The 26,961-nt window shown below is 60.4% G+C and carries 24 protein-coding genes; 7 read left to right on the top strand and 17 right to left on the bottom strand.

Annotated elements, in window-relative coordinates:
• Positions 1-70: 70 nt before the first annotated feature.
• Positions 71-1,447, bottom strand: coding sequence for a GTPase/DUF3482 domain-containing protein (locus tag ACOI8A_RS13950; RefSeq protein ID WP_420647390.1), 1,377 nt, complete (start codon positions 1,445-1,447; stop codon positions 71-73).
• Positions 1,440-2,819, bottom strand: a complete 1,380-nt coding sequence (locus ACOI8A_RS13955) for a DUF2868 domain-containing protein (RefSeq protein ID WP_420651295.1) — start codon at positions 2,817-2,819, stop codon at positions 1,440-1,442. Before ACOI8A_RS13955 ends, ACOI8A_RS13950 begins: the two co-directional genes overlap by 8 nt.
• An 85-nt stretch (positions 2,820-2,904) precedes the next feature.
• On the opposite strand from ACOI8A_RS13955, the gene ACOI8A_RS13960 reads away from it, so the two are divergent.
• A complete protein-coding gene (locus tag ACOI8A_RS13960) occupies positions 2,905-3,417 on the top strand; it encodes a dihydrofolate reductase (RefSeq protein WP_420647388.1) in 513 nt (170 codons plus the stop codon).
• A 116-nt stretch (positions 3,418-3,533) separates the two neighbouring features.
• On the opposite strand, the gene ACOI8A_RS13965 is transcribed toward ACOI8A_RS13960, so the two are convergent.
• Positions 3,534-4,925, bottom strand: a complete 1,392-nt coding sequence (locus ACOI8A_RS13965; RefSeq protein ID WP_420647387.1) for an L-cystine transporter — start codon at positions 4,923-4,925, stop codon at positions 3,534-3,536.
• 240 nt (positions 4,926-5,165) lie between these two features.
• Between ACOI8A_RS13965 and ACOI8A_RS13970 the strand changes: the two genes are divergently transcribed.
• A complete protein-coding gene (locus ACOI8A_RS13970; protein ID WP_420647386.1) occupies positions 5,166-6,221 on the top strand; it encodes a haloacid dehalogenase-like hydrolase in 1,056 nt (351 codons plus the stop codon).
• Between the two features lie 206 nt (positions 6,222-6,427).
• On the opposite strand, the gene ilvD is transcribed toward ACOI8A_RS13970, so the two are convergent.
• From ilvD to ACOI8A_RS13995, 5 genes are all read right to left on the bottom strand, one after another.
• The gene (gene ilvD / locus ACOI8A_RS13975; RefSeq protein WP_420647385.1) at positions 6,428-8,269 is read right to left on the bottom strand and encodes a dihydroxy-acid dehydratase; all 1,842 of its coding nucleotides are present in this window, start codon (positions 8,267-8,269) and stop codon (positions 6,428-6,430) included.
• A 256-nt stretch (positions 8,270-8,525) separates the two neighbouring features.
• A complete protein-coding gene (locus ACOI8A_RS13980; protein ID WP_420647384.1) occupies positions 8,526-9,758 on the bottom strand; it encodes a multidrug effflux MFS transporter in 1,233 nt (410 codons plus the stop codon).
• Positions 9,751-10,713: a diiron oxygenase gene (locus ACOI8A_RS13985; RefSeq protein ID WP_420647383.1), complete on the bottom strand. Its 963-nt coding sequence runs from the start codon at positions 10,711-10,713 to the stop codon at positions 9,751-9,753. Before ACOI8A_RS13985 ends, ACOI8A_RS13980 begins: the two co-directional genes overlap by 8 nt.
• Positions 10,710-11,783, bottom strand: a complete 1,074-nt coding sequence (locus ACOI8A_RS13990) for a SagB family peptide dehydrogenase (RefSeq protein WP_420647526.1) — start codon at positions 11,781-11,783, stop codon at positions 10,710-10,712. Before ACOI8A_RS13990 ends, ACOI8A_RS13985 begins: the two co-directional genes overlap by 4 nt.
• 425 nt (positions 11,784-12,208) lie before the next feature.
• Complete coding sequence (locus ACOI8A_RS13995; protein ID WP_420647382.1) at positions 12,209-13,405, bottom strand: class I SAM-dependent rRNA methyltransferase; 1,197 nt, start codon at positions 13,403-13,405, stop codon at positions 12,209-12,211.
• Positions 13,406-13,671: 266 nt separating this feature from the next.
• Here ACOI8A_RS13995 and ACOI8A_RS14000 point away from each other — a divergent pair, with 266 nt between their 5' ends.
• From ACOI8A_RS14000 to ACOI8A_RS14010, 3 genes are all read left to right on the top strand, one after another.
• Positions 13,672-14,484 (top strand): HDOD domain-containing protein, encoded by an 813-nt coding sequence (locus ACOI8A_RS14000; protein WP_420647525.1) that lies wholly within the window; start codon positions 13,672-13,674, stop codon positions 14,482-14,484.
• Positions 14,485-14,496: 12 nt separating this feature from the next.
• Complete coding sequence (mutM, locus tag ACOI8A_RS14005; RefSeq protein WP_420647381.1) at positions 14,497-15,309, top strand: bifunctional DNA-formamidopyrimidine glycosylase/DNA-(apurinic or apyrimidinic site) lyase; 813 nt, start codon at positions 14,497-14,499, stop codon at positions 15,307-15,309.
• Between the two features lie 70 nt (positions 15,310-15,379).
• Entirely contained in the window at positions 15,380-15,703 is a 324-nt protein-coding gene (locus ACOI8A_RS14010) for a multidrug transporter (protein ID WP_420647380.1), read from the top strand.
• A gap of 80 nt (positions 15,704-15,783) precedes the next feature.
• Here the strand turns inward: ACOI8A_RS14010 and ACOI8A_RS14015 are convergent, their stop codons facing one another.
• The 5 genes from ACOI8A_RS14015 to ACOI8A_RS14035 all read right to left on the bottom strand — a co-directional run bounded on the left by ACOI8A_RS14015 (position 15,784) and on the right by ACOI8A_RS14035 (position 20,423).
• Entirely contained in the window at positions 15,784-16,035 is a 252-nt protein-coding gene (locus ACOI8A_RS14015; protein ID WP_420647379.1) for a YfhL family 4Fe-4S dicluster ferredoxin, read from the bottom strand.
• 156 nt (positions 16,036-16,191) lie between these two features.
• Complete coding sequence (coaD, locus tag ACOI8A_RS14020) at positions 16,192-16,671, bottom strand: pantetheine-phosphate adenylyltransferase (RefSeq protein WP_420647378.1); 480 nt, start codon at positions 16,669-16,671, stop codon at positions 16,192-16,194.
• 115 nt (positions 16,672-16,786) lie between these two features.
• Positions 16,787-18,382 (bottom strand): GMC family oxidoreductase N-terminal domain-containing protein, encoded by a 1,596-nt coding sequence (locus tag ACOI8A_RS14025; protein ID WP_420647377.1) that lies wholly within the window; start codon positions 18,380-18,382, stop codon positions 16,787-16,789.
• A gap of 41 nt (positions 18,383-18,423) precedes the next feature.
• A complete protein-coding gene (locus ACOI8A_RS14030; RefSeq protein ID WP_420647376.1) occupies positions 18,424-18,969 on the bottom strand; it encodes a twin-arginine translocation pathway signal protein in 546 nt (181 codons plus the stop codon).
• A gap of 23 nt (positions 18,970-18,992) precedes the next feature.
• On the bottom strand, positions 18,993-20,423 hold the full coding sequence (locus tag ACOI8A_RS14035; RefSeq protein WP_420647375.1) for a coniferyl aldehyde dehydrogenase: 1,431 nt from the start codon (positions 20,421-20,423) through the stop codon (positions 18,993-18,995).
• Positions 20,424-20,570: 147 nt separating this feature from the next.
• Here ACOI8A_RS14035 and ACOI8A_RS14040 point away from each other — a divergent pair, with 147 nt between their 5' ends.
• Both ACOI8A_RS14040 and ACOI8A_RS14045 read left to right on the top strand, forming a co-directional pair.
• Positions 20,571-21,242 (top strand): TetR/AcrR family transcriptional regulator, encoded by a 672-nt coding sequence (locus ACOI8A_RS14040; protein WP_420647374.1) that lies wholly within the window; start codon positions 20,571-20,573, stop codon positions 21,240-21,242.
• Between the two features lie 28 nt (positions 21,243-21,270).
• On the top strand, positions 21,271-22,125 hold the full coding sequence (locus tag ACOI8A_RS14045; protein WP_420647373.1) for a sulfurtransferase: 855 nt from the start codon (positions 21,271-21,273) through the stop codon (positions 22,123-22,125).
• Here ACOI8A_RS14045 and ACOI8A_RS14050 read toward each other — a convergent pair.
• The 4 genes from ACOI8A_RS14050 to ACOI8A_RS14065 form a co-directional block, all read right to left on the bottom strand.
• Positions 22,044-23,111, bottom strand: coding sequence for a hydrolase (locus ACOI8A_RS14050; protein WP_420647372.1), 1,068 nt, complete (start codon positions 23,109-23,111; stop codon positions 22,044-22,046). The genes ACOI8A_RS14045 and ACOI8A_RS14050 overlap by 82 nt on opposite strands.
• 161 nt (positions 23,112-23,272) lie before the next feature.
• Positions 23,273-23,884 (bottom strand): 16S rRNA (guanine(966)-N(2))-methyltransferase RsmD, encoded by a 612-nt coding sequence (rsmD, locus tag ACOI8A_RS14055; protein ID WP_420647371.1) that lies wholly within the window; start codon positions 23,882-23,884, stop codon positions 23,273-23,275.
• Positions 23,884-25,371: a M16 family metallopeptidase gene (locus tag ACOI8A_RS14060; protein WP_420647370.1), complete on the bottom strand. Its 1,488-nt coding sequence runs from the start codon at positions 25,369-25,371 to the stop codon at positions 23,884-23,886. Before ACOI8A_RS14060 ends, rsmD begins: the two co-directional genes overlap by 1 nt.
• Positions 25,364-26,719: a M16 family metallopeptidase gene (locus ACOI8A_RS14065; protein ID WP_420647369.1), complete on the bottom strand. Its 1,356-nt coding sequence runs from the start codon at positions 26,717-26,719 to the stop codon at positions 25,364-25,366. Before ACOI8A_RS14065 ends, ACOI8A_RS14060 begins: the two co-directional genes overlap by 8 nt.
• Positions 26,720-26,961: the final 242 nt, after the last annotated feature.

A 26,961-nucleotide genomic window follows, 5' to 3' on the forward strand; every position in this document is an offset into this window, starting at 1 on the left:
TTCACAAGATCTGTGTTCATCGAAGAACACTGTGGGAGCTGGCTTGCCAGCGATGGCGCCAGATCAGACACTACAAATCTGCAGCAAGAGACTCGATCTGCTCCTGTCTTTCCGCCTGATTCAACTTCGAATGCGGATTCAACGAAGACCACTGCGGATGCGCCCGCGCCTTCTTCAATGCCTCGGGCAACTTGCCTTCGCGCCAGGTCTTGTCCTGCGGCGTCGCCACTTGAATGCTCTCCAGCGCCGCATGGCCTCGGGCATTCAACGCTTGCAGCAGCTGCCGTTGACGAAGCGCCAACAGGCGCAAAACATTGTCATCGACGGTCAGTTCACGCTGGCCTTTGATCTTGCCCAGCAAGCGATTGCCGTAACTACGCGCAGTTTGCAGCGCGCCACCGGCAATCGCCCCGGCCAGTGCCGCAGCGCCAAGCGTAATGCCGCCGACCAGCAAATCCACCCCGGCGCCGGCCGCCGCACCCGCAGCGATGCCGCCACCCACACGCACGCCAAGTTGCTTGAGGGTTTCCGGGTTGAACAGGTCATCGCCCCAACGCCCGTCGAGCAACGGCAGATCACTGGCCGCCGCATCCTGTGGACGAAACGCGTAGAGCTTGAGCAGCGCCTCAACGCAACGTTGCTCGCGCTGACGCACGGCTTTGCGCAGTTCGCTGATGGCTTGTTGTTCCTGCGCGGCTTCACTGGCCACGCTACGTCGGCACGCGGCGCAGTCGATCAGCAAGTCGGCGATCAGCCGCGCGGCGCTTTGCTCGCGGGCCAGGCGCTGTGCCTGTTGATCGGCGATCAAGCGTTCCAGTTGCGGGCGGGCATTTTCCAGCAGCAGTGCGAGGCTTTCGTACAATCGGCGCTCGCCATCCTCCGGCGGGGCAACGCTGTCGAAACGTACCAGAGCATGCAGACCGAGGCGCGCCAGTGCTTCCCGCCAGTCCGGTTCGCGATGGCTGGCGCTGCTGACGAAATTCAGTATCGGCAGCAGCGGTTTGCCGCAACTGGCCAACACTTCCAGTTCATCGCGGTACTTGGCCAGCACCGGTTCGCGGGCATCGATCACGTACAGACCGGCGTCGGAGGCCAATAGCTGGCGCAACACTTTGGCTTCCTGTTCGAAACGTTGCCGCGCCTCACTGCCGTCGAGAAAACGCGCCAGTCGCGCCGGCCCGTCGAGACGTTCACCGGGTCTCTCAAGTCGTTCAAGAAAGTCGAGCAGGGCGATGGCGTCTTCCAGCCCCGGCGTGTCGTACAGATCGAGCAACGGCTCGCCGTCCACTGACAGTCGCGCGCCTTCGACATGCCGCGTAGTGCTCGGCCGGTGCGAGACTTCGCCGAAGCCGACATCGCGCGTCAGGGTGCGCAGCAGCGAGGTTTTGCCGACGTTGGTGTGGCCGACCACCGCGAGTTTCAGCGGCGCTTTGCGGGCGTCAGTCATGTCCGTTCTCCAGCCAGTTCAGTGGCGCACTGTCGGCAAACGGCAGCTCAAGTTGTTGCAGCGCCACATGCCAGTCGCCCAGACGCTCGGCGTCCAGCGCCTGGCCCTGCGGCGGTTGCAGTAGCCAGATCCGCGTGGCCGTGGCATTGCGCGCCAGTTCGGCGATCAGCGCCAGACTGCCGCGATCCGGCGAACGCAGCGGATCGCAGGCGATGGCCAGACGCGCGGGCGGGAAGCGGCTGAGTTGTTCGAGGAGTTTGTTACGCGATTCGCGGCTGTCGAGCACGCCGGCGTTGCTGACGTTTTTCGGCAGTGTGGGTGGCCATGGACGTTGATCGTCGAGCTCGATGGCCACCAGCAACGCACCCTCGCTGGCGTGTTCGCCGACGCTGCTTTCGACACGATGCAGATGCTCTGGCGCGGCGTCGGTGATGCCGAGGCGTTCGCTGGTCGGCATCAGGCGTTCGCGCAATTGCACGTAGCCGGGCAGGTTCAAATCCAGACGCAACGCGGATTTGCCGCTGCTCCAGCGCCAGAAGCACACCAGCGCCAACAGCAGACGCGGCAACACGCCGAACACCACCAGCACGCCGACCAGCCAGGTCGCCCAGGCCAGACGCGTACTTTCGATATCGAGTGCTCCGTCGCCGCTGGCGCGGATCATTTCAACCGTCGGAATATTGAAACCGAGCAGCGCCGGCAGTGTGCCGAGGCTCCGGGTCATGTTGATGAAGGTGTCGCCGCTGAGAATCGTGGTCTCCCAGACAAAGCCGTAGCGTCGTGTCGCCATCAGCGTCAGTAGCAGGATCAGCGCACTGAGCATCGCCAACAGCCACAAGCCGTTGACCAACGCGCCGAGCGCCCAGCGATTGAGTTTCTTGCGTTGCAGCAACAGCAGCAGGGCCGGCGCCAGTTGCGCGGCTTTGGCGTCGCGAGCGAATTTTTCGCTGAGCCACAGCCACAAACGGCCGAGCGCGGCGCCGTGCTCGCCGGCGAATAGCAGTCCCAGTGCCCAGCTCAACAGCAGAAGCAGATTCAGCCCGAGCAGGCTGCCCAAGGCCCAGAACACATTGACCGGAGTTTGCCCGTCGCCTAGCGCGGCGAATGCCAGCCCGGCGCCGCTGACAATTGCGAACACCGCGAGCACGATCAGCGCCAGTCGCGCGCCTTGCAGCCAATGCGTGAGAGCAGAAGTCAGCCCGTCACGCTCGGCCAGCCACAACGCCCGGCGTTGAACACGGCTGGGCAGATCACCGCCGGCCGCACGGGCCAGGCGATTGGCTTCGAGATCGTCCAGAGGCCCGGCGTATTCTTCGCGCAGGCGGATGGTTTCAGTCAGCCAAAGGTTTTGCAGTGGAGTCAGTTCAGTCACGCGGCATCCCGTCGCTCAATTGAGCGGTGAGCATAACCGCTGTGGCGCTTATCCGGGTAAGCGCGGCTCTGGTATCCTCGCGGCCATGACTAAATCACTCCCCCTCAGCCTGATCGCAGCCCTCGGTGAAAACCGGGTGATCGGCGTCGACAACAGCATGCCTTGGCACTTGCCTGGCGATTTCAAATATTTCAAGGCCACCACGCTCGGCAAGCCGATCATCATGGGCCGCAAGACCTGGGACTCGCTCGGTCGTCCGCTGCCCGGTCGCTTGAACATCGTGGTCAGCCGTCAGGCCGATCTGGTGCTCGAAGGCGCGGAAGTTTTTTCGTCGCTGGAAGCTGCGCTGGTGCGCGCCGAAGAATGGGCGAAAGCGCAGGGCGTCGATGAGTTGATGCTGATTGGCGGTGCGCAGTTGTATGCGCAAGGGCTGGCGCAGGCGGATCGTCTGTATCTGACCCGTGTGGCGCTGAGCCCGGAAGGCGATGCGTGGTTTCCGGAGTTTGATCCGGACCAGTGGAAACTGGTGTCGAACGTGCCGAACCCGGCCGATGGCGACAAACCGGCGTACAACTTCGAAGTTTGGGAAAAAGCCTAAAAGATCGCAGCCTGCGGCAGCTCCTACAGGGGGGCCGCGGTGTTCACACATGATGTGATTCACCGCAAATCTCTGTAGGAGCTGCCGCAGGCTGCGATCTTTTGATCTTGCTTACATCAAGCCTGCGCCAACTCCGCATGCTCATCCGCATCCAGCAGCGCTTTATCCGTCTGCTGCATCACCTGACTGGTAATCGCACCCGCAGTGATCGAACCGCTCACGTTCAGCGCCGTACGACCCATATCAATCAACGGCTCAACCGAAATCAGTAACGCCACCAGTGAAACCGGCAAGCCCATCGCCGGCAGTACGATCAGCGCCGCGAACGTCGCGCCGCCACCCACGCCCGCCACACCGGCCGAACTCAGGGTCACAATCGCCACCAGCGTCGCGATCCACAGCGGATCCAGCGGATTGATGCCTACGGTCGGCGCAACCATCACCGCCAACATCGCCGGATACAAACCCGCGCAGCCATTCTGGCCGATGGTCGCACCGAACGACGCGGCGAAACTCGCAACAGATTGCGGAATGCCCAGACGGCGAGTCTGCGCTTCGATGCTCAACGGAATGCTCGCCGCGCTGGAGCGGCTGGTGAACGCGAAGGTCAGGACCGGCCAGATCTTGCGGAAGAAGCGCAGCGGATTGATCCCCGCCGCCGACACCAGTAAGCCATGCACCACGAACATCAGGCCCAGACCGAGGTACGACACCACCACGAAACTGCCGAGTTTGATGATGTCTTGCAGGTTGGAACCGGCCACCACTTTGGTCATCAGCGCCAGCACGCCGTACGGGGTCAGCTTCATCACCAGACGCACCAGACGCATCACCCAGGCTTGGAGGGTGTCGATGGCGTTGATCACTTTTTGACCTTTCTCGACGTCATCCTTGAGCAGTTGCAGCGCCGCTACTCCAAGGAACGCAGCGAAAATCACCACGCTGATGATCGAGGTCGGCTTCGCCCGTGCCAGATCGGCGAACGGGTTCTGCGGGATGAACGACAGCAGCAGTTGCGGCACATTCAGGTCGGCGACCTTGCCCGCGTAGTCGTTCTGAATGGTTTGCAGACGAGCCATTTCCTGGGTGCCGGCGACCAGACCTTCAGCGGTCAGGCCGAACAGGTTGGTCAGGCCGATCCCGATCAGCGCCGCAATGGCGGTGGTGAACAGCAGCGTGCCGATGGTCAGGAAGCTGATCTTGCCCAACGACGAAGCGTTGTGCAGACGCGCTACGGCGCTGAGGATCGAGGCGAACACCAGCGGGATCACGATCATTTGCAGCAGCTGCACGTAACCATTGCCGACCAGATCAAACCAACTGATGGAGGCTTTGAGCACCGGGTTGCCGGCACCGTAAATCGTGTGCAGCGCGACACCGAAGGCGACGCCGAGCACCAGCGCGAGCAGTACTTTTTTCGCCAGGCTCCACGAAGTGTGGCGGGTTTGCGCCAGACCGAAGAGCAGGGCGAGGAACACCAGCAGATTGAGGATCAGCGGCAGATTCATGAAAACTCCGATATGACTGTGTTAGTCGCATTCTTGGGCAACTGCGAACCGGCAAGCCTAACAGCTTGATTTCCATTGATTTAATACCTAAATCGCAGGTCGTCCGTCGTTTTTGGAATAAGCCGGTGTCGCTCTTGGGGATGCAGTTGGCGCGATAGGAACGTGCACGGTCGCTGACAGACGGGGACTGTCACACTAATTTGTTAGCGTCGATCTCTTTGAGTCAGGGGAGATCCATTGATGAAATTTGCACCGAAATTTCTCGCCGCAGCACTGTGCCTTGGCCTCGCCGGCCAGGTGTTCGCCACCGACCTCAAGCACTGGCCGGCAGATCAGGCCAAGGCGCTGGACGCGATGATCGCGGCCAATGCCAACAAGGGTAACTACGCGGTGTTCGACATGGACAACACCAGTTACCGCTACGACCTCGAAGAATCGCTGCTGCCGTTCATGGAAAACAAGGGCCTGATCACCCGCGACAAGCTCGATCCCTCCCTGAAACTGATGCCGTTCAAAGACACTGCCGAGCACAAGGAAAGCCTGTTCAGCTACTACTACCGTCTCTGCGAAGTCGACGACATGGTCTGCTACCCATGGGTGGCGCAGGTGTTCTCCGGTTTCACCCTCAAGGAACTCAAGGGCTACGTCGATGAGCTGATGGCCTCGGGCAAGCCGGTGCCAGCGACGTATTACGAAGGCGACGTGGTGAAGACGCTCGACGTCAATCCGCCGAAGATCTTCACCGGGCAAAAAGAGCTCTACAACAAGCTGATGGAGAACGGCATCGAGGTCTACGTGATGACCGCCGCTTCCGAAGAACTGGTGCGCATGGTCGCCTCCGATCCGAAGTACGGCTACAACGTCAAACCACAGAACGTAATCGGCGTGACTACTCTGCTGAAGAATCGCGAGACCGGCGAATTGACCACCGCGCGCAAGCAGATCACCGCCGGCAAATATGACGAGAAGGCCAACCTCGGCCTCGAACTGACGCCATACCTGTGGACACCCGCGACCTGGATGGCCGGCAAACACGCGGCGATCCTGACCTACATCGACGAATGGAAGAAACCGGTACTGGTGGGCGGCGATACTCCAACCAGCGATGGCTACATGCTGTTCCACGATGTTGACGTGGCCAAGGGTGGCATCCACTTGTGGATCAACCGCAAGGACAAATACATGACCCAGCTCAACGGCATGATGGCCAAACACGCGGCGGCGCAGGCCAAAGAAGGCTTGCCGGTGACGGCGGACAAGAACTGGGTGATCGTCAAACCTGAAGAAATCCAGTAACCCTCGATCCCCCCGATCCCCTGTAGGAGCTGCCGAAGGCTGCGATCTTTTGACTTTGACTTTGACTTTGACTTTGACTTTGACTTTGAAGATCAAGATCAAAAGATCGCAGCCTGCGGCAGCTCCTACATGGATCTGGTTTTCATTCTTCAGGCAAAAAAATGCCCCGCACTTGGCGGGGCATTTTTATGTGCGACGGTTAAAAATTACAGACCGTCAAGCATCGCCTTGTCACGCACAGCACCCTTGTCGGCGCTGGTCGCCAGCAGGGCGTAGGCCTTGAGGGCTGTGGTCACTTTGCGTGGGCGGATTTCCACCGGCTTCCAGCCCTTCTTGTCCTGCTCGACCCGGCGTGCGGCCAGTTCTTCGTCGCTGATCAACAGGTTGATCGAGCGGTTCGGAATGTCGATCAGCACTTTGTCGCCGTCCTGCACCAGACCAATCGCACCGCCGGCTGCGGCTTCTGGCGAAGCGTGGCCGATCGACAGACCGGAAGTACCGCCGGAGAAACGGCCATCGGTGAGCAGAGCGCAAGCTTTGCCCAATCCTTTGGACTTCAGGTACGACGTCGGGTAGAGCATTTCCTGCATGCCCGGGCCGCCCTTCGGACCTTCGTAGCGAATGATGACGATGTCGCCTTCCTTCACTTCGTCGGCGAGGATGCCGCGTACCGCGCTGTCCTGGCTTTCGAAGATCTTCGCATTGCCTTCGAATACGTGGATCGACTCGTCGACACCGGCGGTTTTGACCACGCAGCCATCGAGTGCGATGTTGCCGTAAAGCACGGCCAGGCCACCTTCTTTCGAATAGGCGTGTTCGAAGCTGCGGATGCAGCCGTTTTCACGGTCGTCGTCGAGGCTTTCCCAACGGGTCGACTGACTGAAAGCGGTCTGCGTCGGAATGCCCCCCGGGCCGGCCTTGAAGAAGTGATGCACGGCTTCATCGTCGGTCTGGGTGATGTCCCATTTGGCGATGGCTTCTTCCATGCTGCGGCTGTGGACGGTCGGCAGGTCGGTGTGCAGCAAGCCGCCACGGGCCAGCGAACCGAGAATGCTGAAGATGCCGCCAGCACGGTGCACGTCTTCCATGTGGTACTTCTGGATGTTAGGCGCGACCTTGCACAGTTGCGGCACGATGCGCGACAGGCGATCGATATCGCGCAGGTCGAAGTCGATCTCGGCTTCCTGGGCGGCAGCGAGCAAGTGCAGGATGGTGTTGGTCGAACCGCCCATGGCGATGTCGAGCATCATCGCGTTCTCGAACGCCTTGAAGTTGGCGATATTGCGCGGCAATACCGACTCGTCGTTCTCGGTGTAGTAGCGCTTGCACAGCTCGACGATGGTGCGGCCGGCCTGCAGGAACAGTTGCTCGCGGTCGCTGTGGGTGGCAAGGGTCGAACCGTTGCCCGGCAATGCCAGGCCGAGGGCTTCGGTCAGGCAGTTCATCGAGTTGGCGGTGAACATGCCGGAGCACGAACCACAGGTCGGGCAAGCGCTGCGCTCGTACTCGGCAACCTTCTCGTCAGAAGCGCTGGAGTCGGCGGCGATGACCATTGCATCGACGAGGTCGAGGCCGTGGCTGGCCAGTTTGGTCTTGCCGGCTTCCATCGGACCGCCGGAAACGAAGATCACCGGAATGTTCAGGCGCAAAGCGGCCATCAGCATGCCCGGGGTGATCTTGTCGCAGTTCGAGATGCACACGATGGCGTCGGCGCAGTGGGCGTTGACCATGTACTCGACAGAGTCGGCGATGATCTCGCGGCTCGGCAGCGAATAGAGCATGCCGTCGTGGCCCATGGCGATGCCGTCATCGACGGCGATGGTGTTGAATTCTTTCGCTACGCCACCGGCACGTTCGATTTCACGGGCAACCAATTGACCGAGATCCTTCAGGTGCACGTGCCCCGGAACAAACTGAGTGAACGAGTTGGCAATCGCGATGATCGGCTTTTTGAAGTCGTCATCTTTCATCCCGGTGGCGCGCCACAGTGCGCGGGCGCCGGCCATGTTGCGGCCGTGGGTGGATGTTTTCGAGCGGTAATCTGGCATGGAGCACTCCGGGCGGCTAATCACATAACAAAGGGGAGTGAGCTTCTATTGACGTCTGGAACACTCAGAAATGGCCGTGTGTCCTGATGTTGCCGATGACGTTGCGGGATCGCCGCTGGTCTCAGCCTGAGCTCATAAACCCGCCGGGGGATGAATGGCGATGAATCTGGCGATTCTACACCGCTGGCGTCAGGAGGGAATGGCGCAAAGCGTGCTTCCAGCGGTGACGCAGCGTGTGAGATGACGACCGGCAGGATTAATCGCTGCCCGGTTGCGCGATGGAATTTGCCTCGGAGCTTTTGCCGCGGCGGCTGATCTGGCTGTTCAACGCCAGTGCCACGCTGCTGAGGATGACGAAGCTGTAGCCCAGCGTCGATTGCAGATTCGCCGGACTCAGGCTGATCAACGCGCTGATCAAACCGCCGCAGATAAAGATCAGCGTACTGCCGGCCGACGCCGAGGTGCCGGCATTGTCGGGGAACATGCCCATTGCTCGGGAGGTGGCGGCCGGACGCGCGATAGTGGTGCCGGCGGTGCAGATCAGCATCGGGATCAGCACGGTGGCCGCTGCCAGTTCGAAGTTGACTGCGAGATAGAGCATGACCAGTCCTGACAGCAGGATCAGGCTCAACCCGACGACAATCTGCTGACCCGCGGCGATCCTTCTACTGAGCACGGTGGCGATGATGCCGCCGACCACATATGCCGCACCGTAGATAAGCAGGATCAATGAAAAGTCATAGGCCGACAGTTGCAGATGATCCATGAAAATCAGCGGCGAAATCACGATGAAAGAAAAATGGCAGGCAAACGCGAACGCCGAGATCAGCCAATAGCCGACGAAATCAAAATCGCCCAGCACGCGGCGATAGGCCTTGAGAAAGTTTGTGCGAGTACCGCGGACGGCAGGACGGCTGTTATCCAGAAATAGCCAGGCCTTGATCAATACCAGCGCCGCCAACACGGTGAAAACCCAAAAACTGCCGCGCCAGCCGAGGGTCGCCTGGAGAAACGTGCCGGCCAACGGGGACACCGAGATGAAGACCCCGGTGGCGGTGACCATCAGGATGCGCAGGCGGTCACGTTCTTCACCTTCAAACAGATCCTGCACCAGTGCCTGAGACAGAACGAAACAGCCGCAGCCCAATGCCTGCACCACGCGGAACATCAGGAACAGCGAGTAATCATTGGTCATCACACATCCCATGGCACCCAGCATCGAAACCGTCATGCCCGCGAGCAACAGACCTTTGCGTCCGATCACGTCGGACAGCGGGCCGATCAGCAATTGCGCAAATGCAATGCCGACGGCAAACAGGCTGATCGACAGTGCGATGTCTGCCGGCGTGCGACTGAAGTGTTCTGCCAGTGCCGGAAACGACGGTAGCAGGACATCCAGCGGAAACACGCCGAGCAAGACCATCGCCAACAGCAGACTGACCGCCGCACGGCGTTGCCCTGGAGTTACCGCAGATTTTCCGTCATCCATGGATCAGTCCTGCCTTGGCAAAAAGTGTCTGGTTTTGAGGCGACGCGAAAAATCCGGCTTTTCTCAGGGCGTCTAGCGTAGCGATGGCGCCAGAACGTGCGCGCAAGCGACTGGCTTGCTCAGTGGCCATGCCACCGACAATTTGCAGCAGCGCATTGTCGGCAATCCCGGCACCGCTCAGGCTTTGTTGCAGCCAAGGCTCATCGACCTCAAAGAATATGCCGATGATTTCCAGCAGCATTCTCGCGGTGAAGGTTCGCTGGCGGCTGTCGAGGCCGGGCCACAGGTGCTGAAACACCTCGGCGAAATACCGGCTGTGCCGGGCCTCGTCGGTGAGGTGATCGCGCAGCATCTCGCTGACATTGGATACCAGACTGTCACGGCACACGTCGAGCAGCTCGCGAGCAATGATGGTTTCCGAGACGAAACCGAGCAGAAACCAAGTCAGTGATTTGTGCTTTTGCGGTGTGCGAGCGATCAGCGCGTTCATGCGGGTAATGCGTCGGGGCATCGCCGGACGGTCGCTGATGCCATAGAAGTCGGCAATCTGCTCGGCAACCTGACTGGAAAACAATGCGTGGTAGCCCTCGTCGGTGTACAGCTGCAGCGCAGCGGTTTTCATCTGTAACGGAACGGCGGCAGGCAGCTCGCCGTGGACAATCACTTCCACGGCGCGATTGACGATGCGGTGTTCGAGCAAAGTGGTGTAGTCGAGAAAGTGCACCAGATGATTGGCTGTCAGCCGGTGCAAGACGCTGGGACCGGCTTGCTGGATGATCGGGTGCGCCAGATAAGGCAAGAATCCAGGGGGGAACCAGTGGCGGGTTTTCAGTTGCAGCTCCACGTCGTCCGGCAACTGGTAGTCGTGGACACTGACGCGTACCGAGGCGCGGTTATTCCAGTCCCCGAGCGTGAAGCGCTGCGCTGCGTCCGGGACCTCCTTGAAGGCACTCACGCCTGCGGCACTTGCAGCAATTCGCGCATTTCCTGACACATCGCCTGTCCGTCGCTTGCACCGCAACCGACGAAGAACAATGGTTGTTCCGCGCTGCCCGAGGTTTTCAACAATGCTTCGACCTGATCATCGGCGAATGCACCGGTGAGCCAGGTGTTCATGCCAAGTGCCGTGGCCACCAGTTGGAAGGTCTGTGATAGATGCCCGGCTTCAACGAAGGCCATTCGATAAGCACGCGAATGCTGGTACTTCCACCAGAGACGATCAAAGCGGGCGGTGATGAACAGACCCAGCGGCAGGTTGTTGATGAAATGCTGGCCAGCCAGGAGATTGCCCAGCGGCTCGCTCGGCAATTGATCGACGAAGCTCAAGGCGTGCTCTGCGGGATGATAGGCGTAGACCCCGGGTGCCAGTCCATCGACGTGCTGCACCAGCAGAAAGCCGTTGCAGGCATTGAGACCGCCGCCGGAAGGGCTGCTTCGGCGCGCACTCAGGCCTTCGGCAATGCTCGGGTCGCAAGCGCTATCGCGCTCGCGCAAATAGCCGAGGGTCAGGTAGAGCAGGGTGCCGACGTCTTGCAGGGAAATAGCGGCGCCAGTGAAGGAACGGCAGGTTTTTCTCTGCATCAGCGCGTTCCGAAAACTGTCGTTGTTCAGCGCGGCGAGTGCGGGTAAAGCGATAAGGTCTCGCGGAGAATGATCCGCGCGAACTGGCGCAGCAGGTGAAGTGGCTAGCACCTCTGTGCAATGTTCCAGATATTGCCTGGACCATTCTTGAATATTTTGTGGGGTATGTTCGCAGGGAATATTTTGCGTGCCGATATGATAAATCTTCGACAGTTCATCCCAGCCCCAGGCAGGGCAGTCAATTTTAGATGTGGTCAGTATTTGTGCATCTAAAAGTTCTGTATCAATAATATTATTGATGTCAAACAAGTTCGGGTTGTTAATGAGTTGTGCCAGGCGAGTGGAGTAATTCAGATCAAGTTCATGTTGCGTGTGATCTTTGTAGTTCCAGACTACTTGGCCGGGTGTGCAGGGCAATATGAATAAATAAGGATTTATGTGCATGTTCATACAAGGTGCTCTGGATTGGGTATAAGGCGCTGGGGCGCCGGCCGTCCCCAGCGTCTGCTTTACTTAGCGGGCTTTAGGCGCAACCAGAAAAGCCAGGTTTGCGATTTTGCCGGATTCCAGAGTAATTGCTTTCATGTTTGAACTCCTTGTTCATTGATTAGTTGAGCCACCTCGTGGTGACAACTCAATCATAGTTTGTAATGGATTAATGGCAAGCAGATATTGAGTAGGAATATTCCAGTAATTTTGTCGGAGTGATCTTTGGTTTGGAATAGTTGTGTCAGTTAAATATGAGTAATTAACAAATTTAAGGAAATGTCCTGCACGCCATCAGGACGACTAGTGTAGGAACAGAAAGTAGTAAAAAGCAGAAAGGGAGCCCGCAGGCTCCCTTTCTGGTGTCATCAATCCCGCAGGAATCAGCTGTTAGGCAGCAGGCGGCAGGTGATGCTCTTGATGTAGCGGGTTTCGGCAATCGCCGGGTGCACCGGGTGATCCGGGCCCTGACCGCCACGCTCCAGCAACTGAATATTACGATCCAGGTGACGGGCACTGGTCAGCAGGATGTTCTGCAAGTCGTCTTCCGGCAGGTGCATCGAGCACGAAGCGCTGAACAGGATGCCGTCCTTGGTGAGCAGGCGCATGGCTTGCTCGTTCAGACGACGGTAAGCGCCTTCGCCGTTTTTCATGTCCTTCTTGCGTTTGATGAATGCAGGCGGATCGGCAACGATCACGTCGAAGCGCTCTTCGCTGGCTTTCAGCTCTTTAAGGGCTTCGAAAACGTCGCCTTCGATGCAGGTCATTTTCTCGGCAACGCCGTTCAGCGCGGCGTTGCGCTCAACGCCGTCAAGGGCGAAGGCCGAAGCGTCGACGCAGAACACTTCGCTGGCGCCGAATGCGGCAGCCTGCACGCCCCAGCCACCGATGTAGCTATAAAGGTCGAGCACGCGTTTGCCTTTGGCGTAAGGGGCCAGGCGCGCGCGATTCATGCGGTGATCGTAGAACCAGCCGGTTTTCTGACCCTGAATCACCGGGGCTTCGAATTTCACGCCGTTCTCTTCCAGGGCAACCCATTCCGGCACCAGGCCGAACACGGTTTCGACGTAGCGGTTGAGGCCTTCGGCGTCACGCGCAGCGGAGTCGTTCTTGAACAGAATGCCGCTCGGCTTGAGCACTTGGGTCAGTGCCGCAATCACGTCATCTTTATGCGCTTCCATGGTGGCCGAGGCGATCTGCACCACGAGGATGTCGCCGAAACGGTCGACTACCAGACCCGGCAGCAGGTCGGAATCGCCGTAAACCAGGCGATAGAACGGCTTGTCGAACAGGCGATCTCGCAGCGAGAGAGCGACGTTGATGCGGTGCACCAGCAGCGACTTGTCCAGCGGCAGCTTGATATCGCGCGATACCAGACGAGCGCAGATCAGATTGTTCGGGCTCATCGCGACGATGCCCAGCGGCTTGCCGCCGGCAGCTTCGAGGATGGCCTGGTCGCCGGCCTTGAAGCCGTGCAATGGCGTGGCAGCCACGTCGATTTCGTTGCTGTAGACCCACAAGTGGCCGTTTCGCAGGCGTCGGTCGGCGTTGGCTTTGAGGCGCAGGCTAGGCAGGGACATGACGTCGCTCCGGAAAAAAGAGCGGGAGTATACCGTGTTGCGCCGCGTGCAGGTTCGGCGCAGGACATGCGGCATCCGGGGCGGCCCGCAAATCGGGTCAGGCGAAATCCTCGGCATGGTCTTGAATGAAAGTTTTGCGCCGATCTGCCGCTCATTTGTCGCCTGTCGGTTTTTAGCGGTTAGAATCGCCGCCTGTCCCAGAGTGTGTACTTATGTCCCAAGAGCTGACCACCGAACAGATTCAACAATCCCTGCAAGGCATCAGCGTGCCTGCGCAGCCGCAGATCATGGTGGATCTGCAAATGGAGCAATACATGCCCGACCCGGACCTGGAGGTGATCGCCAAGCTGATCGCTCAGGACCCCGGCCTGTCCGGCGCGCTGCTGAAAATCGTCAACTCGCCGTATTACGGCTTGAGCAACAAGATCACCTCGATTCAGCGTGCCGTTAACCTGCTGGGCAGCCGTTCGATCATCAATCTGATCAATGCGCAGTCGATCAAGGGCGAGATGAATGACGATACCATCGTCACCCTCAACCGTTTCTGGGACACCGCCCAGGACGTGGCGATGACTTGCCTGACGCTGGCCAAGCGGATCGGCACTCAGGCCGGCGACGAAGCCTACGCCTTGGGTCTGTTCCACGATTGCGGCGTGCCGTTGATGTTGCAGCGCTTCCCCAACTACATGCAGGTGCTGGAAAAGGCTTACGCCAATGCCAGCGCCGAATGCCGGGTGGTGGATACGGAAAACAGCGAATTCAACACCAACCACGCCGTGGTCGGCTATTACACCGCCAAATCCTGGCGCCTGCCGGAACACGTCAGCGGGGCGATTGCCAATCACCACAATGCGCTGGCGATTTTCACCGATGAGTCGTCGCGCAACAGTCAGATGAAGAACCTCTTGGCGATTCTGAAAATGGCCGAGCACATCTGCGCGTCGTATCGGGTGCTGGGCGGTCAGACCGAAGACTTCGAATGGAAGGCTGTCGGGCCGCTGGTGCTGGATTACGTCGGTCTGTCGGAATACGATTTCGAAACCCTGAAACAAACGATCCGCGACCTCGGCGCGCATTGATTCGAGAAGCTCATGCCTGAATTGCCGGAAGTCGAAACCACCCGTCGCGGTATTGCGCCGCATCTGGAAGGCCAACGGGTCAGCCGCGTAATCGTGCGTGACCGGCGACTGCGCTGGCCGATCCCGGAAGACCTCGATGTGCGCCTGTCCGGGCAGCGCATCGTGCTGGTCGAGCGGCGGGCCAAGTATCTGTTGATCAAGGCCGAAGTCGGTACTTTGATCAGCCACTTGGGCATGTCTGGAAATTTGCGGCTGGTCGAGGCCGGGCTGCCGGCGGCCAAGCATGAGCATGTGGATATCGAACTCGAATCCGGTCTGGCGCTGCGTTATACCGATCCGCGACGCTTCGGCGCGATGCTCTGGAGCCTCGATCCGCTCAATCACGAATTGCTGATCCGCCTCGGGCCGGAGCCGTTGACCGATCTGTTCGACGGCGAACGCTTGTTCCAGCTGTCGCGCGGGCGCTCGATGGCGGTCAAGCCGTTCATCATGGACAACGCGGTGGTGGTCGGCGTCGGCAATATTTACGCGACCGAAGCGCTGTTTGCCGCCGGGATCGACCCGCGCCGCGAAGCCAAGAGCATTTCCCGCGCGCGCTATCTGAAACTGGCGATCGAGATCAAACGCATTCTTGCGGCGGCCATCGAGCGCGGCGGCACCACATTGCGCGATTTCATCGGTGGCGACGGTCAGCCGGGGTATTTCCAGCAGGAGTTGTTTGTCTATGGCCGCGGCAACGAGCACTGCAAGGTCTGCGGCACCGGTCTGCGCGAAATGAAGCTCGGGCAACGCAACAGCGTCTGGTGCCCGCGCTGCCAGACTTGAGCGCAAACGGCTGAAAAAGTCCTACGGTCTATAGTGAGTTGTCTCACTGTTCAGCCCGAAGGATCGCGCCATGAAGTGCTTGCAAGCCCTGTTTCTTGCAGCGCTGCTGTGTTCCAGCCTGATTGCTCAGGCCACGCCAAGCGGCAGCGGTGATCCGCGTTACACCATTCAGAACCCACCGGCCTACGCCATGCTCGGCGACTTGCTGATTGCTCGACCTTTACTGGTGGTGGCAACGGTGATCGGTGCGGGGGCGTTTGTCGTGTCGCTGCCGTTTACCGCGCTGGGTGGCGGGATTGGCGATGCGGGGCAGGCGTTGGTGGTCGAGCCGGCGAAAGCGGCTTTTGTGCGGTGTCTGGGGTGTATCGGGGAGGGGTTTGAGCAGCGTGAGTGAGCTGATCGGGTTTTTGTGGTGTTGCTGAAGGCCCCATCGCGGGCTTGCCCGCGATGGCGTCGGAACAGACGCCGAGGGATTCAGGCCTTGCCGGTAATCTTGTGGTACTTCTCCAGCAACTGTTCAGCAGTCTCCGGATGCGCTTCGTCCAGCGGAATGCAATCCACCGGGCAGACCTGCTGGCACTGCGGCTCGTCGTAGTGACCGACGCACTGGGTGCACAGATTCGGGTCGATCACGTAGATCTCTTCGCCTTGGGAAATCGCGGCGTTCGGGCACTCGGGTTCGCAGACGTCGCAGTTGATGCAATCGTCGGTGATGATCAGGGACATGCTTGCTCCAGCCGGGGCGCATGGCCCGGGCGCTATCTATCAATGCGCGCAATTGTGCCGCATTGGCGCCCGCAGTGCACGCGGGTGCGATCAACTGCTCTCGCGAAAGTTGGCGTTTTGCGGCGGCTGCGAAGAGCTCGCAGCCTGCGGCAGCTCCTACTTTTTGAAGCGTTGAGTCAGCGCTTCCGCTACCACCGGGTGCACAAACTTGGTGATATCGCCGCCCAGCGCCGCGATTTCCCGCACCAGCGTCGAAGAAATGAACGAGTAACGCTCGGACGGGGTGAGAAACAGGCTCTCGACGTCCGGGGCCAGTTGGCGGTTCATGTTGGCCAGCTGGAATTCGTATTCGAAGTCCGACACCGCGCGCAGCCCACGCAGGAACACGTTGGCGTTCTGCTCTTTGGCAAAGTGCGCGAGCAGCGTCGAGAAGCCGACCACTTCCACGTTCGGCAGGTGCTTGGTGACTTCGCGAGCCAGTTCCACCCGTTGTTCCAGCGGGAACAGCGGGTTTTTCTTCGGGCTGGCAGCGACGGCAATGATCACATGATCGAACAGGCGCGAGGCGCGTTCGACCAGATCGCCATGGCCCTTGGTAATAGGGTCGAAGGTACCTGGGTACAACACTCGGTTCATCGCGTCGTCCTGGCGGGAGTCCGTTGGGGAGTCGGATGGTATCGCAGCCGTCCCGGCCGGGAAAGTCGCCTGTTGGGTAAGAAAGCACTATAGACGCCAGAAATTTTCTGCTTTTTCACGAATTTCTCAGCCGTTCGGCGAGGGATGTCGCCAGTTGCGCCGTCAACCCGTACACCGACAACTGCGGATTGGCGCCGATGCTGGTGGGGAACAGTGAGCCGTCGTGGATCGACAGATTGCGCAGCTGATGATGGCGACCGAGGCTGTCAGCGACAGCGGTTTTCGGGTCTTCACCCATCGCGCAACCGCCCATGACGTGGGCGCTGCCCAGGCGCGTGCGATACAGCTCAAGGCTCAAGCCGTCGATCAAACTGCGGGCCTCGGCCAGGCTGTTCACGTAACGCGCGTCGGCGTGCATCGGCATCACTGCTTTGGCGCCGCCAGCGAACTGGATCTCGGCCATGCTGTGAAAGGCCCGGCGCAAACCGTCCCAGGCGTAGGGTGAAACCTGGTAATCGAGGACCGGCGACCCGTCGCCGCGAAGTTCGACGCTGCCGCCCGGACTGTCCGGATGAAAGCCGTCGCGCAGCAACGCGAGCATGGCGTGGGTGTGCGGCAGGTCGGCCATGTGCCGGGCACTTTGTTCGCCGAAGCCGCCGAGCAGTGTGGCGGCGAGCGCCGGGTGCAGCGGCGGCACTTCGAGTTTGTACGCCATGTGCCCGGTGGCACCGTCCTTCCACTGGAAATGGTCGGAATAGATCGACTGCGGCGCGCCGTAAAACGGGTTGATCACTTCGTCGAACAGCGCGGCGGACATGTTCACCAAATGCAGAAAGGTGCGCTTGCCCAGACGCTGATGCGGATCCGGCGCATCCGAACGCAGCAGCAGCGCCGGGCTGTTGATTCCGCCACCCGCCAGCACGTAATGCCGGGCCTTGACCGTGATGGTGCGGCCGGTCGGCTCGACACAGCGCTCGTCCATCGCCACGCAGTGCAGGCCGGAGACCTTGTCCCCGCTGATCAACAACTTCTCGGCGCGCGCCAGATAGAGCAGTTCGCCGCCCTTTTCCAAAGTGGCGGGAATGGTCGTGACCATCATCGATTGCTTGGCGTTGGTCGGGCAGCCCATACCGCAGTAGCCAAGGTTCCAGCAGCCGCGCACGTTGCGCGGGATCACGTGCCAGCTGTAGCCGAGTTGCTCGCAGCCCTTGCGGATCACGTCATTGTTGGCATTCGGCGGCACCATCCACGGAGCGACGCCGAGGCGCTGCTCCATTTTCTCGAACCACGGTGCCATTTCGGCGACGCTGTGGCCTATGACGTTGTGCTCCCTGGCCCAGTGGTCGAGGGTTGGCTCGGGAGTGCGGAAACTCGACGTCCAGTTGATCAGCGTGGTGCCGCCGACTGCGCGGCCTTGCAGGATGGTGATCGCGCCGTCCTTGCTCTGGCGCCCGATGCCTTCCTGATAAAGGCTGCTGTAGGCCTGATCTTCCATCATCTTGAAGTCGCTGCTGGTTTTCAGCGGGCCTTCTTCGATCAGCAGCACTTTGTAGCCAGCGGCGCTGAGGATTTCCGCCGTGGTGCCGCCACCGGCGCCGCTGCCGATGATCGCAACGTCGGCTTCCAGCGTCAGGTCGTCGGTGAGTTGCGCGCCGTTGTAGGTTTTCCAGCCACGGGCGAGGCCTTCGCGGAACGGGTCAGGTACGGGCATCGATCAGATTCTCTTATTGTTTTTGGAGTGCGGCGCAGCTGTTAAACAGTCGGCGGGCCGGGATAAGCGCAATGCGCCCAGGATTCGCTGCGGGCGTACCAGGCCATCATGACCATTTGCAGCAATGAGCTGTGGCCCATGCGCAACAGGCTCAATGAGCTGTTTTGCCAGCGCTGGAGAAAATGCCGCATCGCGTCGGAGCTGGCGTTTTCCCAACTGCCCCAGATTCCGGTCAGTGGCCCGCGCGTGACGGCCATGCCGAGCACGTCGAACAACTGCCGTGTGAGCTTGAGCATTTCCGGCGACAGGTGGTCGAGGCTGCGATCCAGGGATTTCAGCGTGCCATCGACGGCCGCAGGCATGGCCGCGCTGGCCACGGCACCTTCAAGCATCACCGGAATCAACGCACGCAGAAACAGCAGATCGCCGCTGCGTAACGTGACAAATCCATTGGCCGCGACGTTCGACGAGCAGCCGCTGAGGCTGGCACCAAGGCCGGCAGTGGCAAGAAACGCGCTGGCGCCGAGGCTGAATTTCAGCAGGCCACGGCGCGACAGTGCAGGTGTTTCGGTCAGGCTTGGGTGCATTATTTTTATTCCCGGCGCAGACGTTAACGAATGAACAGTTTCTGGATCAGTTTCTGAATGGCTTTGCCGTACGGCGGATAAATCAGCCTGGCCGCGTTGAATCGCTGTTTGACCAGTACGCCTTTTGCCTTGCTGAAGGTCAGAAATCCTTCGTGGCCATGGTAGTGACCCATGCCGGAAGGGCCGACGCCGCCGAACGGCATATCGTCCTGCGCCACATGCAGCAGCGTGTCGTTGAGGCACACGCCGCCGGAATGGGTTTCGTGCAACACGCGCTGTTGTTCGCGTTTGTCGTAGCCGAAGTAGTAAAGAGCCAGAGGTCGTGGCCGCTTGTTGATGTAAGCGAAAGCCTGATCGAGATCCTGATACGGCACGATCGGCAGCAACGGGCCGAAGATTTCGTCCTGCATCACCAGCATCTCGTCGCTGACATTCAGTAACAGGCTGTGGGCCATGCGTCGGCCCTGTCCCTGAGCGAACAGCGGAATCAGCAGCGCACCCTTGCTGGTGGCGTCGCTCAGGTAACTGCTGAGCCGCGCCAGTTGCCGATCATTGATGATTGCCGTGTAGTCCGGGTTGTCGGCGAGCGTTGGATAAAACCCGCGCACGGCCTGACGATAGGCTTCGACAAAAGCGCCGACGCGATCTTCCGGCACCAGCACGTAGTCCGGGGCGACGCAGGTCTGCCCGGCGTTGAGGGTCTTGCCGAAGGCGATGCGCTCGGCGGCGTCCTTCAGCGGTACGTCGCGGGAGACGATGGCTGGCGACTTGCCGCCCAGCTCCAGGGTCACCGGAGTCAGGTTTTCCGCCGCCGCACGCATTACGTGTTTGCCGATGCTGGTGGCGCCGGTGAACAGCAAGTGATCGAAGCGCAACCGCGAGAAGGCCACGCCGATATCGGCCTCGCCGAGCACTACGCAGACCAGGTCTTCGGGGAAGATTCGCGCCAGCAGCTCCTTGAGCAGCAGGCCGGTGGCCGGGGTCGATTCGCTGAGTTTGAGCATCACCCGGTTGCCCGCCGAGAGCGCCCCGACCAGCGGGCCGATGGCCAGAAACAGCGGGTAATTCCACGGCACGATGACGCCGACCACGCCCAGCGGCTGGTAAATAACTTTCGCCGATGCTGGCTGAAAAGCGATCCCTACCTTGCGTCGCGACGGCTTCATCCAGCCTTTGAGATTGCGGCTGGCGTAGTGGATACCGTGCAGACTTGGCATCAGTTCGGCGAGCAGCGTTTCATCGGCGCTGCGGTGGCTGAAATCGGCGCTGATCGCCTCGACCAAGGCTTGCCGTTCATTGCTCAACAGCTCACGCAGAGACTTGAGCCATTGCTGGCGTTGCGCGGCGGGCGGCATCGGGTTGGCGGCGTAGGCGGCCCGTTGCGCATCGAACTGACGGTTGAGTTCTTCCAGCGGCTGTTGCAACGTTTGCAGGTAGGCAATATCGGCAGTCATCGTCGGCTCCGGTTTTTGTTGTAATGATGAACTTTTTAGAGTCGATGCTCTAGAAAGTCAAATGACTTCCTTGCGCGCGATGGTTTTATCCAATTCCGGATAGGTCGTAAGATGCCCCTCAACGCACTCTGAATTAAAGCTCAAGCCATGGCCCCACGGATCAAAACCAGCGAGCGCATCGTGCAGAACAGCCTCGAACTGTTCAATCAGCAGGGCGAGCGCAGCATCAGCACCAATCACATTGCTGCCCACATGGAGATTTCTCCCGGCAACCTGTACTACCACTTCCCCAACAAGCAGGCGATCATCGCCGTGCTGTTCAGTGAGTACGAAAGCCTGGTGGACAGCTTCCTCCGCCCGCCACAGGGCCGCCCGGCGACGGTCGAGGACAAGCGCTTCTACCTCAAGGAGTTGCTGTCGGCGATGTGGCGCTACCGGTTTCTGCACCGCGACCTCGAGCACTTGCTTGATAGCGATCCGGAGCTGGCCGCGCGTTACCGGCGCTTCTCTCAGCGCTGCGTAATCCAGGGCGCGGCGATCTATGAAGGCTTCGTCGCCGCCGGGATCCTGAAAATGGATCGGGTGCAGATTGAATCGCTGACGCTCAATGCGTGGATCATCCTCACCTCGTGGGTGCGCTTTCTGTGTACCACCCGCGAGAACTCCAATCACCTCAGCGAGCAGGCCATCAAGCGTGGCGTGTATCAGGTGCTGGTGCTGGAAGCCGGGTTCGTCACCGATCAGGCGCGTGAAGCGGTCAATGCATTGTTCGAAGAATTTTACGTGCCGCTGGCGCAGGCCCTCGAAGACAAGCCGTAACCATTTACGCTCACAGGAGTCGTTCGCTATGCCGATTGCGCAACTGATCAGCCCGCAAGCTCTGGATGCCCGCAAGGATCAGCCGGGGTTGGTGATTCTCGATTGCCGCTTTGCTCTGGAAGATCCTGATTACGGCCAGCGCAGCTATGCCGAAGGGCATATCGCCGGGGCGAGTTACGCCGATCTTGAGCGCGACCTCAGCGGCAAGGTGATCAAGGGTGTGACCGGACGCCATCCGCTGCCCGAACCTGCCGAGTTGGTCGAGCGTCTGCAAGCGTTCGGCATCAATGCCGACAGCGACGTGGTGCTGTATGACGACGGCCCCGGAGCTTTCGCGGCGCGCGCATGGTGGTTGCTGGCATGGCTGGGCAAGCGTGACGGCGTGTTCATTCTGGATGGCGGGCTCAAGGCCTGGCATGCGGCCGGATTGCCGCTGAGTCTGGATGCACCCTCCGGAGTTCGGGGGGATTTCGCGGGTCAGCCGGACATGAGCTTGCTGATCAGTGCCGAGCACTTGCAGCAGCGCCTCGGCCAGCCAGCGCTGACCTTGCTCGACGCGCGCGCATTGCCGCGTTTCAAGGGTGAAGTGGAACCGATTGATCCGATTGCCGGGCACATCCCGGGCGCGCAATGTGCGGCGTTCAGTGAAAACCTTGATAGTGACGGACGTTTTCTGCCGGCCGAGCAGCTCAAGCAGAGATTTGCGACGAAGATCGGCGAGCGCTCGCCGGAAGATCTGGTGGCCTATTGCGGTTCCGGGGTGACGGCGTGCCACAACCTGTTCGCGCTGTGCCTGGCGGGTTATCCGTTGGGATCGTTGTATGCCGGGTCATGGAGCGAGTGGATCAACGAGCCTGCGCGCGGTGTTGCCACCGGCGAATAAACAGCCGTCAGCCATTGGGGAATGCGTCTTTCAAGGTAATAACCTGGCTGACGCACGGTGCCGTCGACGAAGCCGACATGCCCGCCTTTGGCCTGCAGTTCAAACTGCGTCGACGCTGACAGTTCGCTGGCCTGCGGCAAGCTGTGCGGGAACACGAATGGATCGTCCGCCGCCTGAATGATCAGGGTCCGCGTGCGGATCTCGCTGAGGAAATAGCGGCTGGATGCGCGGCGATAGTAATCCTCGGCATCGACGAAACCATGCAGCGGCGCGGTGATCCGCCCATCGAAATCCCAAAAGGTGCGCATGTTTTCCAGCGAACCGAGGGCGGCCAGCGCGGCGAGTCCATCCTCGCGACCGTCATGCTGGAACTGGCGCTGTTTGTTCTTGATGTAGGCGACCATCTCGCGCATGAAATGCGCCTGATAGACCTTCGAGAATCCTTGGCCGATTCGATCTGCGCACTGGTCAAGACGAAACGGCACCGACACCGCCACCGCGCCGAGCACGCCGCTGTCAGCACCGGTTTCCCCAAGATGCTTGAGCAACACGTTGCCGCCCAGCGAATAACCAACCGCGTACAGCGGCGCCAACGGCCGTTTGGCCTTCAGATGTCTGATCGCTTCGGCAAGGTCTTCGCTGGCGCCGGAATGGTAGCTGCGCGGCAGCAGGTTTGGTTCGCCCGAGCAGCCGCGCCAGTTCAGCGCAACACTGGCCCAGCCTTGCGCGGCCAGTGCGGCCTGGATTCCAGCGATGTACGGCGAATTGGATGAGCCCGTGAGACCGTGCAACAGCAACACCAGCGGTGCTTCGGCACTGTGCGGGCCGTGCCAGTCAAGGTCGAGGAAATCACCGTCGTCCAGCCACAGCCGTTCGCGCTCACGATCAAGGTGTACGGTTTTGCGCCACAGCGGCCCCCACAAGGTTTGCAGGTGCGGATTGCCGAGGCCGAAGGCGGGGCGGAACGGATCTGAAGAAGGGGGCACGATTGCTCTCGATGCAGAGGCGACCAGATCGCTTTTGTGGCGAGGGAGCTTGCTCCCGCTGGGTCGCGAAGCGGCCCTTTTCTACCTGATAGAAGAAGGGGCCTGCTGCGCAGTCCAGCGGGAGCAAGCTCCCTCGCCACGGTTTGTTCTCAAGCTTTTGGTTAACCGGCGATCTCTGCCGTACGTTGCCACAACGCGTAGTACACCCGCCCGGATTTCTGCTCGCGGTGCAGGCGCCAGTTGCCCGGCAGGCCGAGAGTCGATGGCGCGTTTTCGCTTTCAGTGTAGATCCACGCATCCGGCGCCAGCCACTGGCGCTCTTCGAGCAGGGTGCACACGGCGGGCAGCAGGTTCTGGTTGAACGGTGGGTCGAGGAACACTAGATCGAACGCGCTGGCAGTCTGGGTTTCCAGATAGCGCAGGGCGTCGGCGGTCTGTACCTGACCTGTGGTGCAACGCAGGGTGCCAAGATGTTCTTTCAGGCTGGAGACCGCGATGTTGCTGGCATCCAGCGCCTGTCCCATGGCTGCGCCACGCGACAGCGCTTCAAGAAACAGCGCGCCGCTGCCGGTAAACGGATCCAGCACCTTGGCCCCGGCCACGTACGGCGCGAGCCAGTTGAACAGGGTTTCACGCACGCGATCCGGCGTCGGGCGCAGGCCCGGCGCATCGGGGAAGCTCAGCTTGCGGCTGCCCCATTCACCGCCAATGATGCGCAGTTGGTTCACACCGTTGTGTACGTTGTGCACAGGTTTTTTTGGACGAGTAGCCATTAATGCTCCGGAACCCCGAGCGGTTGCTCGGCAGGTTTATCAGATGGGGCCGGTAACGGCTTTTGCGGCACGGTCGGGCCAGCGGTGACGATGACCAGTTTGTCCGTGCTCAGGTGTTTGTTCAGTGCGCTTTTGACTTGTTCGACGGTCAGGCTCTGGGACTGACGCATGAAGTCATCCAGATAGTTTAGCGGCAGGTTGTAGAAACCCATCGCGCCGAGCTGACCGACGATGTCGGCATTGCTCGCGGTGGACAGCGGGAAGCTGCCGGCCAGTTCGCGTTTGGCGTCGTCGAGTTCTTTCTGGGTCGGGCCGGTTTTCAGATAATCGGCGAGTACGTCTTGCACCAGTTTCAGGGTGCCTTCGCTCATTTCCGCGCGGGTCTGGAGGTTGATCATGAACGGGCCGCGCGCTTGCATCGGGCTGAAACCCGAATACACGCCGTAGGTCAGGCCACGCTTCTCGCGCACTTCGCTCATCAGCCGCGTACCGAAACCGCCACCGCCGAGGATCTGGTTGCCCATCGACAACGCCGCATAATCCGGGTCGTCACGGTCGATGCCCAGTTGCGCGATCATCAGGTTGGTCTGTTTCGATGGAAACTCGATGTGGCCGACGCCGGCTTTCGGTTCAACCGGATCAGCGATTTTCGCCAGCGCCGGGCCTTTCGGCAGGGCAGCCGAGATCTGCTTGGCAATCGCTTCGGCATCGGCGCGGGACAGATCGCCAACCAGCGCAATCACCGAGTTACCGGCCGCGTAGGCCTTGGCATGGAACTCACGCAGTTGCGCCAGAGTGATCTTCGGCACGCTTTGCGCGCTGCCATCGCTGGAATGCGCGTACGGGTGATCGCCGTACAGACGCTTCATCAGTTCGAGGCTGGCGAGTTTGCCGGGGTTCTGTTTATGATATTCAAAACCGGCGAGCAGCTGATTTTTGATGCGCGCGAAGGAATCGTCGGGGAAGGTTGGCTGACCGACCACGTCGCTGAACAGCTTCAGCGCCGGTTCACGTTGCTCAGGCGCACTCAGGCTGCGCAGCGAGGCGAGGGCCATGTCCTTGAATGCGCCGTTGCCGAAATCGGCACCGAGGCTTTCAAAGCCTTCAGCGATGGCGCTGACGTCTTTGCCCGCCACGCCTTCGTTAAGCATGGCGTTGGTCAGCACCGCCAGACCCGGCGCATTGCCGTCCTGGCTGCTGCCGGCGGCGAAGATCAGGCGCAGGTCGAACATCGGCAATTCGTGGGCTTCAACGAACAACACCTTGGCGCCTTCGGCGGTGTTCCAGGTTTGCACGTCGAGCTTGCGGCTGCTTGGCGCCTTGCCGTCGAGTTCGGCCAGCGATTGCAGTTTCTGGCTCGACTTGGCCTTGTCCAGCGCTTCGCTGGCGGTGCTTTTGTCGCTTGGCACCAGGTAGAACGCGGCGGCGCCGATTACTGCGACGGCGATCAGGCCGAGCAGCAGGCGTGGGGTTTTGCGCTCACTCATGAGGCGTCTCCAGTGGCAGAACATGGGCGACGCTGAGACGTTCGCGGGTGAAATACAGCTTGGCGGCGTTCTGGATGTCTTGCGGGGTCACGCTTTCCAGATCGGCGAGTTCGGTGTCCATCAGCTTCCACGACAAACCAACGGTTTCCAGTTGGCCAATGGCGGTGGCCTGGCTGGTGATCGAATCACGCTCGAACACCAGACCGGCAATAACCTGAGCGCGTACGCGTTGCAGTTCTTCGGCGGACGGCGCGGTGGTTTTCAGCTGCTCGAGCAGTTTCCACAGGCCGGCTTCAGCCTGAGCCATGGTTTTTTTCTTCTGGGTGTTCGGTGTGGCGGACAGGGTGAACAAGCTATCGCCGCGCGTGTAGGCGTCGTAGCTCGACGAACCGCCGGACACCAGCTCTTCGCCGCGCTCCAGTTGAGTCGGGATGCGTCCACTGTAGCCGCCATCAAGCAGCGCCGAGATCAGGCGCAGAGCGTTGACCGAGCGTTTGTCTTCAGCGGTGGCGATGCTCGGCACGTTGAACCCGAGCATCAGGCTTGGCAGTTGCGTCTGCACGTGCAGGGTAATTTGGCGTTCGCCGGGCTCGGCCAGTTCCAGCGGTTGCTTGGCTGGCGGCACGTCGCGCTTGGCGATGGGGCCGAAGTAACGCTGGGCAAGGGTTTTGACTTCGTCCGGGGTCACGTCGCCGACCACCACCAGCGTGGCGTTGTTCGGCACGTACCAGGATTGGTACCAGTGGCGAAGTTCTTCAACCTTCATCCGGTCGAGGTCGGCCATCCAGCCGATGGTTGGCGTGTGGTAGCCGCTGGCCGGGTAAGCCATGGCCTTGTAGCGCTCGTAAGCCTTGGACATCGGCTTGTCATCGGTGCGCATGCGGCGCTCTTCCTTGATGACTTCGATTTCCTTGGCGAACTCGTCGGCCGGCAGGCGCAGGTTGGCCATGCGGTCGGCTTCGAGTTCGAAGGCCACACCCAGACGGTCACGGGCCAGCACTTGGTAGTAAGCAGTGAAGTCGTCGCTGGTGAAGGCGTTTTCTTCGGCGCCAAGATCGCGCAGGATCAGCGAGGCTTCGCCGGGGCCAACCTTGTCGCTGCCCTTGAACATCATGTGCTCAAGCGCGTGGGACAGACCGGTCTGGCCCGGGGTTTCGTAACTGGAGCCGACCTTGTACCAGATCTGCGAAACCACCACCGGTGCGCGATGATCTTCGCGCACGACGACCTTCAAGCCGTTGTCGAGGGTGAATTCGTGAGTCGGTTGCGGGTCGGCTGCCAAGGCCGAAAGGGGCAGGCAGACTGTGCTGAGCAGCAGGCCTGCGGCGCGGCGGGCTAGAGCATTCATTCGTTTTTAAACCTGTTGGGCTGCCCGCTTGGTCTTAGCGTCAGCGGGCGAGAGGGTGCTAGGATACTGATCCGTTTTACTGGCGGCCACGCCTATGAGTCCACTTATCGGTCTATAGGTTGTACGGGTTACCGGCAGAAGCTTTGAGTTTCTCAGCTAAACTCGGCGTTTTCGCCGACGATGCCGCTCCAGTCCTTCGTATTTACAGACCTTTGAGGTGCCTGTGGCGCCTCGACAAAATG

This window comes from Pseudomonas sp. P4795 (assembly GCF_048822895.1).
Lineage (GTDB): Bacteria > Pseudomonadota > Gammaproteobacteria > Pseudomonadales > Pseudomonadaceae > Aquipseudomonas.

What these genes read in the sequence shown, in the direction of transcription:
- ACOI8A_RS13950 (WP_420647390.1), bottom strand. Translation starts at nt 1,447, where the DNA reads ATGACTGACGCCCGCAAAGCGCCGCTGAAACTCGCGGTGGTCGGCCAC.
- ACOI8A_RS13960 (WP_420647388.1), top strand. Translation starts at nt 2,905, where the DNA reads ATGACTAAATCACTCCCCCTCAGCCTGATCGCAGCCCTCGGTGAAAAC.
- ACOI8A_RS13965 (WP_420647387.1), bottom strand. Translation starts at nt 4,925, where the DNA reads ATGAATCTGCCGCTGATCCTCAATCTGCTGGTGTTCCTCGCCCTGCTC.
- ACOI8A_RS13970 (WP_420647386.1), top strand. Translation starts at nt 5,166, where the DNA reads ATGAAATTTGCACCGAAATTTCTCGCCGCAGCACTGTGCCTTGGCCTC.
- ilvD (WP_420647385.1), bottom strand. Translation starts at nt 8,269, where the DNA reads ATGCCAGATTACCGCTCGAAAACATCCACCCACGGCCGCAACATGGCC.
- ACOI8A_RS13980 (WP_420647384.1), bottom strand. Translation starts at nt 9,758, where the DNA reads ATGGATGACGGAAAATCTGCGGTAACTCCAGGGCAACGCCGTGCGGCG.
- ACOI8A_RS13990 (WP_420647526.1), bottom strand. Translation starts at nt 11,783, where the DNA reads ATGCACATAAATCCTTATTTATTCATATTGCCCTGCACACCCGGCCAA.
- ACOI8A_RS13995 (WP_420647382.1), bottom strand. Translation starts at nt 13,405, where the DNA reads ATGTCCCTGCCTAGCCTGCGCCTCAAAGCCAACGCCGACCGACGCCTG.
- mutM (WP_420647381.1), top strand. Translation starts at nt 14,497, where the DNA reads ATGCCTGAATTGCCGGAAGTCGAAACCACCCGTCGCGGTATTGCGCCG.
- ACOI8A_RS14010 (WP_420647380.1), top strand. Translation starts at nt 15,380, where the DNA reads ATGAAGTGCTTGCAAGCCCTGTTTCTTGCAGCGCTGCTGTGTTCCAGC.
- ACOI8A_RS14015 (WP_420647379.1), bottom strand. Translation starts at nt 16,035, where the DNA reads ATGTCCCTGATCATCACCGACGATTGCATCAACTGCGACGTCTGCGAA.
- coaD (WP_420647378.1), bottom strand. Translation starts at nt 16,671, where the DNA reads ATGAACCGAGTGTTGTACCCAGGTACCTTCGACCCTATTACCAAGGGC.
- ACOI8A_RS14025 (WP_420647377.1), bottom strand. Translation starts at nt 18,382, where the DNA reads ATGCCCGTACCTGACCCGTTCCGCGAAGGCCTCGCCCGTGGCTGGAAA.
- ACOI8A_RS14030 (WP_420647376.1), bottom strand. Translation starts at nt 18,969, where the DNA reads ATGCACCCAAGCCTGACCGAAACACCTGCACTGTCGCGCCGTGGCCTG.
- ACOI8A_RS14035 (WP_420647375.1), bottom strand. Translation starts at nt 20,423, where the DNA reads ATGACTGCCGATATTGCCTACCTGCAAACGTTGCAACAGCCGCTGGAA.
- ACOI8A_RS14040 (WP_420647374.1), top strand. Translation starts at nt 20,571, where the DNA reads ATGGCCCCACGGATCAAAACCAGCGAGCGCATCGTGCAGAACAGCCTC.
- ACOI8A_RS14045 (WP_420647373.1), top strand. Translation starts at nt 21,271, where the DNA reads ATGCCGATTGCGCAACTGATCAGCCCGCAAGCTCTGGATGCCCGCAAG.
- rsmD (WP_420647371.1), bottom strand. Translation starts at nt 23,884, where the DNA reads ATGGCTACTCGTCCAAAAAAACCTGTGCACAACGTACACAACGGTGTG.
- ACOI8A_RS14060 (WP_420647370.1), bottom strand. Translation starts at nt 25,371, where the DNA reads ATGAGTGAGCGCAAAACCCCACGCCTGCTGCTCGGCCTGATCGCCGTC.
- ACOI8A_RS14065 (WP_420647369.1), bottom strand. Translation starts at nt 26,719, where the DNA reads ATGAATGCTCTAGCCCGCCGCGCCGCAGGCCTGCTGCTCAGCACAGTC.